This is a genomic window from Lewinellaceae bacterium (assembly GCA_020636135.1).
In the GTDB taxonomy this organism is placed as follows: domain Bacteria; phylum Bacteroidota; class Bacteroidia; order Chitinophagales; family Saprospiraceae; genus JAGQXC01.
Genome location: JACJYK010000002.1, coordinates 716,503 through 730,802, shown reverse-complemented (window position 1 = coordinate 730,802; position 14,300 = coordinate 716,503). Strand labels below are relative to the sequence as shown.

12 protein-coding genes are annotated in these 14,300 nt (G+C 48.9%); 10 read left to right on the top strand and 2 right to left on the bottom strand.

The annotated features are described in order from the left end of the window. Window positions 1-32 precede the first annotated feature (32 nt). Together H6570_18140 and H6570_18135 are read right to left on the bottom strand one after the other, a co-directional pair. Window positions 33-1,856: a right-handed parallel beta-helix repeat-containing protein gene (locus H6570_18140; GenBank protein ID MCB9321210.1), complete on the bottom strand. Its 1,824-nt coding sequence runs from the start codon at window positions 1,854-1,856 to the stop codon at window positions 33-35. Window positions 1,857-1,951: 95 nt separating this feature from the next. Beyond that, window positions 1,952-2,704: an SDR family oxidoreductase gene (locus tag H6570_18135; GenBank protein ID MCB9321209.1), complete on the bottom strand. Its 753-nt coding sequence runs from the start codon at window positions 2,702-2,704 to the stop codon at window positions 1,952-1,954. 209 nt (window positions 2,705-2,913) lie between these two features. Here H6570_18135 and H6570_18130 point away from each other — a divergent pair, with 209 nt between their 5' ends. The 10 genes from H6570_18130 (at window position 2,914) to H6570_18085 (ending at window position 14,264) form a co-directional block, all read left to right on the top strand. Then, complete coding sequence (locus H6570_18130) at window positions 2,914-4,434, top strand: Do family serine endopeptidase (GenBank protein MCB9321208.1); 1,521 nt, start codon at window positions 2,914-2,916, stop codon at window positions 4,432-4,434. A 296-nt stretch (window positions 4,435-4,730) separates the two neighbouring features. Further along, a complete protein-coding gene (locus H6570_18125; GenBank protein MCB9321207.1) occupies window positions 4,731-5,276 on the top strand; it encodes a hypothetical protein in 546 nt (181 codons plus the stop codon). 324 nt (window positions 5,277-5,600) lie between these two features. Further along, window positions 5,601-6,146, top strand: a complete 546-nt coding sequence (locus tag H6570_18120; protein ID MCB9321206.1) for a hypothetical protein — start codon at window positions 5,601-5,603, stop codon at window positions 6,144-6,146. Window positions 6,147-6,326: 180 nt separating this feature from the next. Next, on the top strand, window positions 6,327-7,022 hold the full coding sequence (locus H6570_18115) for a response regulator transcription factor (protein MCB9321205.1): 696 nt from the start codon (window positions 6,327-6,329) through the stop codon (window positions 7,020-7,022). Between the two features lie 164 nt (window positions 7,023-7,186). Then, on the top strand, window positions 7,187-9,499 hold the full coding sequence (locus H6570_18110; GenBank protein ID MCB9321204.1) for a response regulator: 2,313 nt from the start codon (window positions 7,187-7,189) through the stop codon (window positions 9,497-9,499). Between the two features lie 181 nt (window positions 9,500-9,680). Then, window positions 9,681-10,250, top strand: a complete 570-nt coding sequence (locus H6570_18105; protein MCB9321203.1) for an RNA polymerase sigma factor — start codon at window positions 9,681-9,683, stop codon at window positions 10,248-10,250. A 98-nt stretch (window positions 10,251-10,348) separates the two neighbouring features. Beyond that, window positions 10,349-11,056, top strand: coding sequence for a hypothetical protein (locus tag H6570_18100; GenBank protein MCB9321202.1), 708 nt, complete (start codon window positions 10,349-10,351; stop codon window positions 11,054-11,056). Window positions 11,057-11,199: 143 nt separating this feature from the next. Beyond that, window positions 11,200-11,763, top strand: coding sequence for a YceI family protein (locus H6570_18095; GenBank protein MCB9321201.1), 564 nt, complete (start codon window positions 11,200-11,202; stop codon window positions 11,761-11,763). Between the two features lie 61 nt (window positions 11,764-11,824). Next, the gene (locus tag H6570_18090; protein MCB9321200.1) at window positions 11,825-12,352 is read left to right on the top strand and encodes a GNAT family N-acetyltransferase; all 528 of its coding nucleotides are present in this window, start codon (window positions 11,825-11,827) and stop codon (window positions 12,350-12,352) included. Window positions 12,353-12,440: 88 nt separating this feature from the next. Next, complete coding sequence (locus tag H6570_18085; protein MCB9321199.1) at window positions 12,441-14,264, top strand: ABC transporter ATP-binding protein; 1,824 nt, start codon at window positions 12,441-12,443, stop codon at window positions 14,262-14,264. The last annotated feature ends 36 nt before the right edge of the window (window positions 14,265-14,300 follow it).

Genomic DNA, 14,300 nt, shown 5'->3' with positions numbered 1-14,300 from the left:
TCAGACTGATTCCATGGACTACCGGGGTGATCTTATCGACGATCCCAACGTGTACGCAGCTGCCTGATCCGTTCATCCCGCTCGAGTTGATCCGCCTTGCTGGTATCGCTGATAATCACATTATTAATTTTACTAATATTATCTTCCGGGGTACGATTGTACCGGATTGGGGGGATGTCGACATTGCAGGACAGGAGGTTATCTGCTACGCGGGCGGATGCGGCCCGGTGAAAACGCAGAGGTGCCATGGCGATGTGGTATATCACATTATCGACGACTTCCAGCTCCTTGGTACCTTCATCGAGAAACATGCCGTTACTCTCAGCGCGTCCGGCATTGATCGAAACTTCATGAATGATATTACCGGTTATGCGGCTGCCTGGCTGCCTGCCCAGGCTGTAAACCCCTCCCCCGTCACTGAGGATGCGCATGACATGGTGGATGTGATTATCTGTAATGGAATTCTCACGGCAAGGGGTGGTGATGGTATCCCACATCCACCCGATGGAGATCCCCGTATAAGGCAGGTTGCTCACTTCATTATGGGCAATGGTAGTCCGTGCTACCAAGCCTCCCCAGATTCCGACTGCACCAAAAAACTCCGTGCCACAATCTTCGATCCGACAATGGGTAATCTGGTTATCAGTACTCACCTCATGAGCCGCTGACTGCCACCAGGGCTGCCCATCAACCTGGCGATCCTGTCCTTCGCCGATGTCGATGCCGTTACCGGCAATAGCATGGATGTAGCAGCTGTCCACGGTAATATGGTGGCAATTCTGCCGTATCCACAAGCCCGAACCACCGGTATGCCGGATGGTACACTGTCTAAAAGAAACGTCACTGGCCAAATCCAACTCGATGGCTGCCGGCACACTGGCCCAATGCCTGGCAGTGGAGGTCCGGTCGTCATACATGCAGGCTTGGATGCCCGGGTATCCTCTTTCCGGTAATTCCCATGCGGAATGCTCGAAGGTTATGCCCTGAAAATATATGTCGCGTCCGCCGCGAATACGCACCAGGGTGGTCAGCTGCGGCACCCAACCCACCATTTCTGCCAGCTGCTCCCCGGGCAACGGTCGATAATAAATGCGCTTTTGTACCTGGTCACAATACCATTCTCCGGGTTGATCCAGAAATTCGATTGCGTTCTCGAGGTAATAGCGTGGATGCGGCTCCCAGCCGGTCAGGGTAAAAAAATCCAGGGAACGGGTTCCGATGGTATCCCGGGCTACCAGGTGCCGGCGCTCCCAGTCTATGGACGCCACCGGAATCCTGCTGATGGACCAGTCGTCGAGGAAAACCAATTCAAGTTGATCGGTATCTTTAAAGCGAGGAATGTCACCGGCTGAAAAATAAAAATTTGTCCGGTTATCCTCCCCTGCTGCCTCCATTCTCAGGTAGCTCGCATCCGGCCACCTGGCCCGTACGGCACGATGATCATTGATATACAATGCCCGGAATCCGGAATGAATTTCTGCCGGAACCGGAGCTGACCAGAGGCCATCCGGCTCTTCCTGCCACCCGGTCACGGCCACTGCCCCACTGATCACTGGATGCGCGCCGGGCATCGCTGCCAAGGTTATACTGCCTTGCGATTCTGCATTCTGCTGAGCGAAGAGTTCTAAACTCCCTTTCAACTGGTAACGTCCATCACCCAGCCACAGGGTTGCAGCAGTTCCTGATGGTAACGAACTGGCCAGTTCCAGGGCCCGCCGGGGCGATGCCACCGGTCGCGATTCTGTACCGGCATGCCTGTCATCACCTTCCGGCGAAACATAGATCTCTCCCGGCATTTGAGCGGTCTCCGATCTTACGCATCCCAGACTTCCCAGCCACCATCCCGGCAAGATCATTAGGGATATCAATGAATAAAAAAGTGTACCCTTTCTCATTCTTACAATGTAGGAAATACCCGGTCGATTCGCCAGGACCAGCGCGGGTAAATTGTCTAAAAAGTGATGGTCAGCCCACCGTCGACGGTGATCACCGATCCGGTTATGTAGGATGCATCCGGGCCCGCCAGAAACCAGGCGACGCCGGCAATCTCTTCGGGATGTGCAGCCCGTTTTAGCGGAAGATGGTCGTATCGAAGGTAATTATCGGAGAACCACTCACTGTCCAGTTCATTGCGGTTATCGGCTTTGACGGACATGGGTGTGTCGACGAATCCAGGTGCGATGGCATTAGCCAATATCCCTCGCGGTGCCAGCTCCAAAGCCAGCGAGCGAGTTAGCTGGGTGATCGCCGCTTTGGCCATCCCATATGCGGAACTGCCCCGGGCTACCCGCTGGTAATGGATGGAGGTGATGTGGATGATGCGTCCGCCATCTTCCATCAGCGGCACCAACCGGCGTACACATTGCACGGCCCCATAAAGCATGACCTGCAAGGCCCGGTCCCAATCCTCAAACCGGCTCCCGATCACCGGAACGTCAGAGGAGATACCCGCGCTGTTGACCAATACCTGAAACGATCCGAAATGGCTAGCTACCTCCTGTTCAAACTGTTCCAGCTGTCCGGCATTGGTCACATCCAATGGTACGACCAGGTGTCCGTCCCCGGGAATGGATTTTATGAGGTCGGGAGACAGCGATGAAGCCGGAGCTCCGATAAGGACCTGCCAGCCTTCCCGGGCAAAACGCTGAGCTGTGGCCTTACCTATGCCAGACGATCCTCCGATAATTACTGCCTTTTTCTCCATGTATGCCCCAAATTATAGCTGTTCATCCACAAAAGATAAGCAGCCTCTTTCGATTATGCTGAAAAGTGGTGAAGACGATTTGATCATATTGTTTACCGTTAAAATTTCTTTAAAGTCACAAGTCTTAAGGTGACATCGGGGATGCTTCGTGTTCTTTCACTTACAATTCCATTCCAAAAATGTCTTTTTCAAACGAAAATAAAAGAGTTATGAAACGCTTCGCAATCTATGTATTTGCAGCCATACTCGGCGGTGCTGTCACCCTCGGAGGGGCAAAATTGCTCGGGTTTGGCAAGGAAGTACAGATAAAAACCATACCATCCAATTCCTTTGCACAGGTAGCCAGTATGCCGGTTGCAGGGTCGGATGCAAATTCCAGTACGCCCACCTTCGATTTCTCCTTCGCTGCGGAAAAAGCCCTGCCCAGCGTAGTTCACATTCAGGCCACTATGCATGTCAAGGATCGTGAAATGGCCAATGGATTTGATCTTCGCGGCCTTCCCGATCCGTTCCGCCAATTTTTTGGCTATCCCCAGGGAGACGATCAGGATGATCGTTCAAACGGTCAGGGTGACGAACGGATCCAGCAGGGAAGCGGATCCGGCGTGATCATCAGTCCGGATGGTTATATCGTAACCAATAATCACGTGGTAGCAGATGCGGATGAGCTATCGGTCACCTTGAATGACCATGAAATTTACGATGCCGAAGTGATCGGCACCGATCCATCTACGGATGTAGCCTTAATCAAGATCAAGGCAAATGACCTGCCGGCTATTGATTTCTTCAATTCCGATCAGATCAAGGTCGGTGAATGGGTCGTCGCCGTAGGTAACCCGTTCAACCTGGAATCCACCGTTACAGCGGGGATCGTAAGTGCCAAGGCACGGAACATCAACATCATGCAGGACAAGACGCCGATCGAATCCTTCATTCAAACCGACGCAGCCATTAACCCGGGTAACTCGGGCGGCGCATTGGTTAACCTGCAGGGTCAACTGGTCGGAATCAACTCCGCCATTGCCTCTCCTACCGGAGCATATGCCGGCTATGGGTTTGCCATACCCAGCAATATCGTGCGCAAGGTGGTCTCTGACCTGAAAGAATTTGGTGTTGTCCAGAGAGGATTTATTGGTGCCATGATCCGCAACATCGACGGTAATCTGGCCAAGGATAAAGGATTGAACTCGACCATCGGCGTCTATGTGGACAGCCTGACCGCCAACTCTTCAGCTGAAGAAGCCGGCATCAAAGTGGGCGACGTGATCATTGCTGCCGACGGAGTTCAAACACCTACCTCTCCCAAATTACTGGAGATGATCGGTCGTCACCGTCCGGGTGAAAAAGTAGATCTGACGGTCAGACGGAAAGGGGAAGAAAAGAATATCGCAGTCACCCTGAAAAACCGTGAGGGCAATACCGATATCATTAAAAAAGAAGCGCCATCTGAAGTCATGGCCAAACTGGGAGCATCCTTTGAGCCGCTGAGCAAGCAGGAAGCAAAGCAGCTCGACCTGGATGGAGGCCTCAAAGTAACCGGTATTACCGATGGCAAACTAGCCAATCAAACCGATATCCAGGAAGGGTTCATCGTAACCAAAGTTGACGGTAAATCAGTCACCAGCGTCGATGACCTGACCAAAATACTGGATCACAAAAAAGGAGGAGTCCTCATCGAAGGACGTTATCCGAACAGTCCAGAAACTTATTATTTCGGACTCGGCCTCTAAAAATATAGTTGCAGTCATTTTTGAATTGTTGGTTCTAACTTTTGTTATGCAAATGCGTGCCTTCGCCCGAAGGCGCGCTTTGCATTTTTAGGCTTACCACTCCATACCCATCACCCTTTCCCCTTCACCCCTTTTCCACTTTTCCTTTCCCCTTTTTCCCCTTTTTCCCGGTTAAGGTTATATTAAAATCCGTGACGATGAATATTCAGCATGTCCTTTCAATAGAAATCGATTCCTGTAATCGATCGAATTATTTTTAAACCGGCTTCTAAAATGAAACCTTTAAATTCTTTAAAATGAAAAAGTTAGCATTTATTCTGGCATTTTCTATGGTCGCTTTTTCCGGCCTAATGGCACAGGAAAATAGTGAACTGTTTACTGCGGAAATCAAAAAAGGTGAATTACCCAGGGACATCCTGAAAGCGCTGGAAAAAGACTTTCCCACCATGATAGCCAAGCGATTCCAGTCGGTTCCCGGAGAATTTATCAACGGCACTTTTGTGCTGAATAATAATGACATGCCGTACAATGATCAGACCTATCAGATCTTTCTGGAAGCAAATGGATTTGAGGCAAATGCATTGTATGACGGGCAAGGGCACCTGATATCCGCCAAAGAATTCTGGAAAAACAAACCACTGCCGGAAGCGGTATCCAGAGCCATCGGCCAGATGTATCCGGGCTGGTCACTGAGCTCCGATTATGAGAAAATCACAATCAATCAGAATGACGATATGCATCCCTATTACCGCATTCAGTTAAAGAAAGGCCATGAAAAAAACCGTGTTACCTTCGATGAATACGGCAAGGAAGTAGGCAAGCAGTCAATAAATACCATGTAGTCTTTTCAGTTCTTCACTAATCACGAAGAAGGACGCTTTTAATAAAGGCGTCCTTTTTTATTACCGGCCCATGCAGTGGTCCGATTAATCAATGACATGTCTTCATCCAATGTATTATTAATTAGATTAAATATTTCCATTTCTCTAAACCAAAATACCTGCTCATGCACCGTTAATATTGTATTAAAATCAGTGACAGCTTCCACTCCCGTTGTCCTTTAAACAGATTTCGCAATCATTCATTCTGACAAATTACAGGACATTTTTGCGAATCATCATTTATTAACAGGGACCAAATTTTATGATCCACAAATTATTAATCCAATGAAAAAATCAGCTCTGTTCCTAGTACTATCACTGACCATGATGACGAGCCTGCTGGCTCAAAACAATACCCAACTATTTACAGCTGAAATCAAAAAAGGAGATGTCCCACAGGAAGTATTAAAAGCAATCGAAAAAGATTTTCCGAAAATGATCGCGAGCCATTTTCAATCCGTTCCTGGTGAAATTGTCGCCGGCAGTTTTGTACTCAACGGCGATGAAGATGAGGGCAATCAGCAGACCTATCAAATCTACCTGAAAGGCGATCATTTTAACGCCAGCGCCCTTTACGACAATGAAGGCAATCTGGTTTCCGCCCGGGAGTATTATAAGAACAAGCCTTTACCTGAAGCGGTGGCAAAAGCAGTCGGTAATCTATACCCCGGATGGAACGTAAATTCCGACTTCGAACGAATCACCATCAACAAGAACGACATGACCCGGCCATTCTACCGCATCGAATTGAAAAAAGGCAATCAAAAAATGCACTTAACCATCGATGAAAGCGGCCGGGAAATGACCAAACGGATGGAAAAAGCCATGTAGAATCTATTGGTCCGTTATCATATTTCAAAAGGGTGTCCCTCCGGTCACCCTTTTTTATTGCTCGTCAATCTCAGTCTACCCTTAATCCTGTATCGCGACAAAAAACGAGCCCGGCATGAACCAGCAGGACAAAGTCCTTGTTTTCGTAATTTAGCGTACCAAACTTTAATACCGGTATTTGTGAAGTGCCTGATCGTGGACGACAATACCATGGCGCGCACCGTGTTGCGCAATATGGTCAAACAAATCAAGGAACTGGAGATCTGTGGCGAATATGCCGTAGCCATCGACGCTTTTAATCACCTGCAAAAAGAATCCGTTGACCTGCTCCTCCTGGATGTGGAGATGCCGGGCATGTCCGGCCTGGAACTGATCGAAAGCCTGACCAATCCGCCCATGATCATTCTCATTACGGCGAAAACAGACTATGCGGTGCAGGGGTTTCAGCTCCAGGTGGTCGATTATCTGGTCAAACCGATCACCCTGCCGAGATTGTTGCAGGCAGTCGCACGGGCGGAAGAATGGCAGGACTCCGAGCCAAAACAACACAGGTCGCCGGAATCAAAAAACTACTTTTTTGCCCGTGTAAACAATCAACTTACACGGGTTGACTGGGATGATGTCCTTTATTTACAGGCAATGGGCGATTATGTGGTTATCGTCACTCCCGGAAAAAAATTGCCGGTACACAGCACGCTCAAAGCCATTGAACAGAAGATTCCCGAACACCTTTTTACCCGGGTGCACCGCAGTTATATTGTCCAGATCTCGAAGATTGCCAATCTGGAAGAAAACTCCCTGCAGATCAACGAACATCTGATCCCGGTCAGTGAGCGTTATAAGGCCGATCTGATGGAGAAGATGAATGTTTTGTAACTTGAAGATGCCTGGCAGCAGGGCAACCGTGACCTGGAACGAATGCTTTGTCTTTTGGATAGAGTTTCAGCAAATCCATGTTACTTCGTTATTCAGATCAGCATTTGTTAATGGACCAAAAACCGTGGTCCGCCAGCGCTTACCACATGGCTAAACAATCCAAAATGGCAAAGCAACAGGAGCCTATTCACGAGGTGGAGGACATTCTCGCTCCCCCAAAAAATAACCGGTACCTGTTTATCCTGCTGGCTGTTTTAGTTGCCCTCCCGTTGATCGTTTTTTGCATTTCATTCATCTTCGACCGGAGTGTAACGCACTTCCTGCTGCAGTACCCCAAAGAAGGTCATGTCGAGCTGGTCCGCCGGCTGCTGGACAATGCCTATCAATCGCAAACCATAAATTTCTTAGCTGTTTTTTTCGTCGTGGCACTGGGTCTCTTCACCCTGTGGTACATGCGTTATTCACTCCGCAAACAGCAGGAAGTACTGGCCAAACTGCATGCTTCGGAACAGGAGCGCAAGCGGCAGATCGAGCAACTGGATGATCTGGTCATCTACACCAAAGACCTGTATAATCACGCTCCGATCGGCTACCATTCCATCGACGCAAACGGATTGATCATTGAGATGAATGCCACCGAATTAGAGTGGCTCGGGTATCAGGCCAATGAGGTGATCGGCAAGATGAACTTTGCTTCACTATTACCGCGGGAGAGCCGCCCGCATTTTAATGAAACCCTGCAAACGCTGATCCGGGACGGAGAAATCAATGGCGAGGAAAGCATCCTCATCAATAAACGCGGTGATACGATCCCTGTCCTGCACAGTGCCAAAGCAGTCTACGATAGCGACCATCAGTTTTTGTATAGTCGTTCGACCGTTTACAATTTTACCGAGCGTAAGAAACTGGAATCGGAACTGAATAAAGCGTGGCAGGAAGCCGAAAAATCCAGCCTGCTCAAAGAACAATTTATGGCCAATATGAGCCATGAGATCAGGACCCCGCTGAATGCCATCCTCGGTTTTTCAGAATCACTCGGACATACCCCCGTCAACAAGGATCAGCAGGATTTCATCCAGAATATCCGCATGAGCAGCGAGAACCTGCTGTCTATCGTCAATGACATCCTGGATTTCTCAAAAATTGAAGCGGGTGCATTAAAGCTCGAAGAAATACCTTTCAGTCTTACCGAAGTAATCCAGGCCGTCCAGCAACTCTTTCAATTCCGCTCCCGGGATCAACTGTTATTCACCGTACATATCGATGCCGGCTTGCCCACCCATCTGAAGGGAGATCCGACCCGTCTCACCCAGATCCTGATCAATTTATTGGGTAATTCCTTCAAATTCACCAAACAGGGAGCTGTGACCCTGGACATAGCCGATGCCGGCCGCGATCAGCAGATACAAAAGGTCGTATTTACCATTTCCGATACCGGTATTGGGATTCCGGCAGATCAAATCGACCGCATCTTTGAGCGGTTTACTCAAGCTACGCCCGAGACCACACGCACATTCGGAGGGACCGGCCTGGGCCTGACCATCTCCAAACAATTGGTTGAACTACAGGGTGGAACGATCGAGCTAAAAAGTGTGGAACATTCCGGTACAACTTTTATTGTCACCATACCCTATAAAGTGGCGACCGATCATGCCCCTAAGAAAGCCGCCAGGAAGGATATCCCCGCTACGGGAAGGTTTCACCGCGGCAATGTCCTCGTTGTCGAAGACAATGTCCTGAACGCGCGGATTCTCAACATCCTGCTCAACCGGTGGGGCTTGCAATGTTCCCTGGCCGAAAATGGAAGAGAGGCTTTGGAGATCCTGCGAGAAAAGCCATTTGACCTCATCCTCATGGATATTCAGATGCCGGAAATGGATGGCCATATGACTGCCCAGAAAATCCGCAATGAACTGCATCTGAACACCAAAATCATTGCCACTACCGCCCATGCCTTTGCCGGCGAACGGGAAAAATGCATCCGTAACGGCATGGATGAATACATTTCAAAACCCATCCGTGAAGAAGAATTACTGCGCCTGATCCACCGATTCATCCCTACCGGAAAAAGCACTCATAATGACGGAATGCCAGCAGCTTCTGAATCCGTCCACCAGGATCATACCGGCTTTGACCGGAATTATGTGGAAGAGCTGGCACAACACAATCCGGACACCCTGCGGGAAATGGCTGCGATCTTTCTCGACCAGGTAAAGACAGACCTCGAAAAGCTGGACAAAGCGTTATCCCGGCCGGATACTCCTGCAGTGAGCCGGATCGCCCACTCATTACAAAGCACGGCATCCTATATGGGTTTTGCCGCTACGCTGGGAGCCGACCTGAAGGAAATGGAGAAGGAAGCCGCCAAGCCCGATCCCGACCTGAACTACCTCCATCAACTCCATCGCCGTATACAGGACGATGCCATCTCTTCCAGCACCTTTATCCGCAACGAATACCTCGACGCCACGGCCTGACTTCTCACCCCTGACGCACCTCCCATGTCCAAATTGGACCGGAATAGTTATCCTCCTGCACTTTTGTTTCCAGCTCACCGATCCAATTCCGGAATTCAACGATTCATGTCCAGGAGTCAACGAAGATTCCGGTACCCGGATCCTGATCTGCATACCTTTAAAACAACAAAAAGATCAAGTCATGAAACACGCATATCTGGATTCTCAAAAAAGTGAAGATGTAGCCCTGGTCAATGCCTTTTTGAATGGTGATCAGGCAGGATTTGAGAAGCTATATACCAAATATTACCACCGGATGTATATCTATTGCCTCAAAGCGCTGCACAACGAACAAGATGCACAGGACGTAGCCCAGGACATCTTTATCAAAGCCTATGAGAATCTGAACTCTCTGAAAAATCCGGGATTATGGGTGGCTTGGATCTTTACCATTGCACACAATCACCTGACCAACCTCCATAAAAAACAAAATAAAGTCTTCAAAGAGCAAATCAGTGACACGAATAACCTGGTTTCCGATGATCGCGAACTGGAAGAAAAGAAAGAATGGGAGCGGATCATCGACGGCATCCCTGCTGCATTATCGAAAATTCCTTCCGGCAAAATAATGCGCATGAAATACCTCGAAGGAAAAACCATCGAAGAATTAAGCGCCACGTTCCATCTATCCGAATCAGCCGTAAAAATGCGCCTGCTGCGGGGCCGTAATCAAATGGAAAAATACTATCAAAGGCAATCTTCCCGGGCATAGTACCGGAACCTATTCAGCCTTCCATTTTGTTATAAAGAAGACGATTAATAGTTTCCTCATAATGTCAATTGCACCATTTATAATCAAAACCAATAGCCATGAAAAAGTTATTTTGCATGGTGTCAGGGTTGGTGTTATTGTCGGTATTTCCCGCATGTAAAAAACAAATTACTGAAGAGGTAACTCCTCCCCTAACCCAGGAATCCATTTACGGTGAAGACGTGTCGCAGGAACGCGGTGATGTGTTTACCAATATGCGGGTAAAACACGGAAACCTGTCCGTGATCAATTTTGACAAAGCCCTAAAGGCCTACGAAAGTAAATCGTGGAAAGAGTCCGCCAATTTTGTCCGCGAAGGGGCCAATGCCCTGGTCAACGAAGGTAAATTTCTGAATTCTGCCGGCCAGCAAAAATTACATGATGCTTTGATCGACCTTTTTACCATAGCCTCCAGGATGGAAAAGGGAGAAACGATTCAGACCCTTGATTTACAGCGTGCATTTGCCAAAGCCCAGGTAGCTGTCGTACAACAATATGTAGTCGGAATGGATGAATACAAAACCACCATTCCGGTGCCTTCGGTCTATTATCCGAATTTCGTTGAAGCCATCCAAAGCGTGAAAAATGCAACACCATTCCTGACTGGTAAAGCGCAGGTTGAAGCCGAAAAACTCGTTCGTGATGGTGAAAACCTGATCGACCAAATGAACAATTTTGAGACCGTGACAGAAGATCAGATCAACGCCCACCGGGCAGCTCTGGAGTCCTTCCTAAAGCTCTACGACATCGAGAACAGCAATAAATAATTTTCAACAAATTAAGATCGTGTTAAACCGATCCTTCCCGGAACAGCCCCCGCACAGGGGCTGTTTTAGTTATAAATAAGTCTTCGTGGCAACTATGATGCAAGCTTTACTCCATCATTATTTAAATGCAAAACCAAATCATCATGAAAGCCACCATTGTAGCCATCATATCGGCACTGGCCTGGTTCGCCGGACCGGCGCCAGCCACAGCTCAGCCTGATCTGCATACCAGCATCCACTACGAGGTGCCTTTTGGTCCGGTTTACCCCATCTGGGCCTCCAGCAATCTGATCCAGGGCAGCCTGGAATTGAATGACAGCACCGCTGCTGTGGAGAAATTAAACTTCACCGTTCCTCTTAATTCATTCATTGGTCAGAACGCCGGCTACCTCGAATGGCTGGGGTACAGTATCACTTTTCCGGATCTGGAATTTCGTACGAATAAAGTCATTGACCGGGGTGAAGGTAAATACGACGTGAAAGGCAATCTTCAGTTCCGTGGTCATTTTCAACCGGTGACCATCACCTACAAACGGGAGGATACTGATAACTGGATCACGTTCAAAGGCAGTTTCAACTTCAACCCCCGTGACTTCTTCATCACCTCTCCTCCATTCGACCTGGTACCAAACCGGATACAGATGAGTTTGAATCTCGTATTCAGCAAGGAGGATATCAAACAAGCCACCGCTGCCAACGGGAAATAGTTTTTAGAATAGATCGTTTTTCAAAGGCATCGTATTTTGTATCGATAAATACGGTGCCTTTATGGTATTAAAACAAGACATTCAATTTCAGCGTATCCAGGCTGATGAGCTGTCCAGCCTCCAATCCTTTGCTGCCTCTACTTTCGAGTATGCATTTGCTGCCCATAATACCCCGGAAGATTTGCAGGAATACATGACGGAAGCTTTTTCTACCCGTCAGATGGCCGCCGAGCTCAGTCATCCCGAAGTCTATTATTATTTTGCCCGGATCGGAACCCTGATAGCCGGCTACATCAAATTAAATGGAACCACGGCTCAGAAAGATCTGCAGGATCCTGATGCACTGGAACTCGAACGGATTTACGTCGCTCCGGAGTTCCAGAACCAGGGGATCGGAAAATATCTGCTGGAAAAATCTGTGGATCTCGCCCGTGAAGCTGGTAAAAAATACCTGTGGCTAGGTGTCTGGGATCAAAACCATGGAGCAATCCGGTTTTACCAGCGTCACGGCTTTACTAAATTTGCGATGCATGATTTTTACCTGGGGCAGGACCGGCAAACCGACTTTTTGATGCGCAAAGATACCTGAGGTTCAGGTGCCGGAAACAGATGTTACACAGCATTTCGAAAACACATCATCTCATAAACACGAAAACACCAAGACATTGATCCACCGCATGCCACAATCCATATCCGATCAAAAAGCCATCGACTGGAAGGCTACTTTTTCGGCAGTGCGGTACATACCCCGCTTTTTCCGGGAGATCAAACAAAGCAGCCCGCTGTATTTTTATACCAACCTGGTTGCCATCCTGATCAATGCGTTCACGCCGATCCTTACCTTATGGGTGGGTAAACTATTGATCGACGAGATCATCCACCAGGCTCAGTCCGGCGCTCCTCAATTCAACCGGATCTGGCTGTACGTAGGGTTTGAGCTGGGACTTGCATTGCTTTCCGACTGGATTGGACGGCTGATCACCCTCACCGACGGGCTGATGGGCGATCTGTATTCCAATGATTCTTCGATAAAGATCATCCGAAAAACCAAAGCGCTGGAGATCAGCCAGCTGGAGGACTCGGAGTTTTACGATAAGCTGGAGATGGCCCGCATACAGACCAATAGCCGGGTGGGATTAATGTCCAATACTCTGTCGCAGCTCCAGGACCTCATTGTCATCGGGTCGCTGGTCGCCGGTTTGGTGTATTTTGAACCCATCCTGATCGGCATTCTGATCCTCAGTATCATTCCCTCCTTTATCAATGAAATGCGATTCAGTTCTTCACGCTATTCAATCGCCCGCAGCTGGACAGCTGAGCGACGCGAACTGGATTACCTGCGCTACATCGGGGCCAATGATACGACCGCGAAGGAGGTAAAATTATTTGGGCTGGTGGACTTTATCGTAAGCCGTTTCAGCAAACTGGCCAATGAGTATTACCTGATCAATAAATCGCTGGCCATACGTCGCAGCTGGTATGGTGCCCTGTTCAATCTGCTGGGTGTCCTCTCGTATTACGGGGCTTATGTCCTCATCATCATCCGCGCTGTTTCCGGGGTGATCACCATCGGAGACCTGACCTTTTTATCCGGTTCATTCAATCGCCTGCGGGGAAACCTGAATGCATCCTTCAGCAGGCTGACACGGATCTCGGAAAGTGCCCTGTACCTGAAAGACTATTTTGACTTCATCGATTTTGAAGCGCCCGTTGCAGCGGAGAAACCCTTGCCGATGCCGGCTACCCTTCAGTCGGGATTTGAATTCAGGAATGTACATTTCAGTTATCCAGGCTCCGATCAACCCGTACTGGAAGGGGTATCCTTCCATTTGCAGGCGGGTGAAAAAATGGCTTTTGTGGGTGAAAATGGAGCCGGCAAAACGACGCTGATCAAATTATTGCTTCGATTTTATGAGCCTACCGCCGGAGAGATCCTCCTGGATGGAATTAATATCAAACGATTTGATAAAGCGCAGTACCAGGAGTTTTTCGGTGTCATCTTTCAGGACTTCATCCGCTATGAATTTACCGTAAAAGAAAACATTGCAGTTGGTCACATTGACCGGCTGCTCGACATGGATGCCATCCGTGAGGCGGCGGACCGCAGCCTGGCCAGCGAGGTAGTCGGAGAATTACCCGGCGGTTACGACCAGCAACTGGGCAAACGTTTTTTTCGCGGCGTGGACCTTTCCGGTGGACAGTGGCAAAAAATAGCCCTCGCCCGGGCTTATATGAAGGATGCACAGGTGATGATCCTGGACGAACCCACCTCGGCCCTGGATGCCCGCGCCGAATACGAAGCATTCCAGCGCTTCATAAACCTTACCAAAGGCCGCACCAGCATCATCATCTCCCACCGCTTCAGCACCGTACGTATGGCCGACCGCATCGTAGTCCTGCAGGATGGCAGGATCCTTGAACTGGGTACGCACGAAGAACTACTTGCCAATAAGAAACTCTATGCCGAGTTGTTCAGCCTGCAGGCAGAAGGGTACCAGTAGAAAGGTTGAAGGTTGAGGGTTGAAGGTTGAATGATG

What these genes read in the sequence shown, in the direction of transcription:
- H6570_18140 (MCB9321210.1), bottom strand. Translation starts at nt 1,856, where the DNA reads ATGATCTTGCCGGGATGGTGGCTGGGAAGTCTGGGATGCGTAAGATCG.
- H6570_18135 (MCB9321209.1), bottom strand. Translation starts at nt 2,704, where the DNA reads ATGGAGAAAAAGGCAGTAATTATCGGAGGATCGTCTGGCATAGGTAAG.
- H6570_18130 (MCB9321208.1), top strand. Translation starts at nt 2,914, where the DNA reads ATGAAACGCTTCGCAATCTATGTATTTGCAGCCATACTCGGCGGTGCT.
- H6570_18125 (MCB9321207.1), top strand. Translation starts at nt 4,731, where the DNA reads ATGAAAAAGTTAGCATTTATTCTGGCATTTTCTATGGTCGCTTTTTCC.
- H6570_18120 (MCB9321206.1), top strand. Translation starts at nt 5,601, where the DNA reads ATGAAAAAATCAGCTCTGTTCCTAGTACTATCACTGACCATGATGACG.
- H6570_18110 (MCB9321204.1), top strand. Translation starts at nt 7,187, where the DNA reads ATGGCAAAGCAACAGGAGCCTATTCACGAGGTGGAGGACATTCTCGCT.
- H6570_18105 (MCB9321203.1), top strand. Translation starts at nt 9,681, where the DNA reads ATGAAACACGCATATCTGGATTCTCAAAAAAGTGAAGATGTAGCCCTG.
- H6570_18100 (MCB9321202.1), top strand. Translation starts at nt 10,349, where the DNA reads ATGAAAAAGTTATTTTGCATGGTGTCAGGGTTGGTGTTATTGTCGGTA.
- H6570_18095 (MCB9321201.1), top strand. Translation starts at nt 11,200, where the DNA reads ATGAAAGCCACCATTGTAGCCATCATATCGGCACTGGCCTGGTTCGCC.
- H6570_18090 (MCB9321200.1), top strand. Translation starts at nt 11,825, where the DNA reads ATGGTATTAAAACAAGACATTCAATTTCAGCGTATCCAGGCTGATGAG.
- H6570_18085 (MCB9321199.1), top strand. Translation starts at nt 12,441, where the DNA reads ATGCCACAATCCATATCCGATCAAAAAGCCATCGACTGGAAGGCTACT.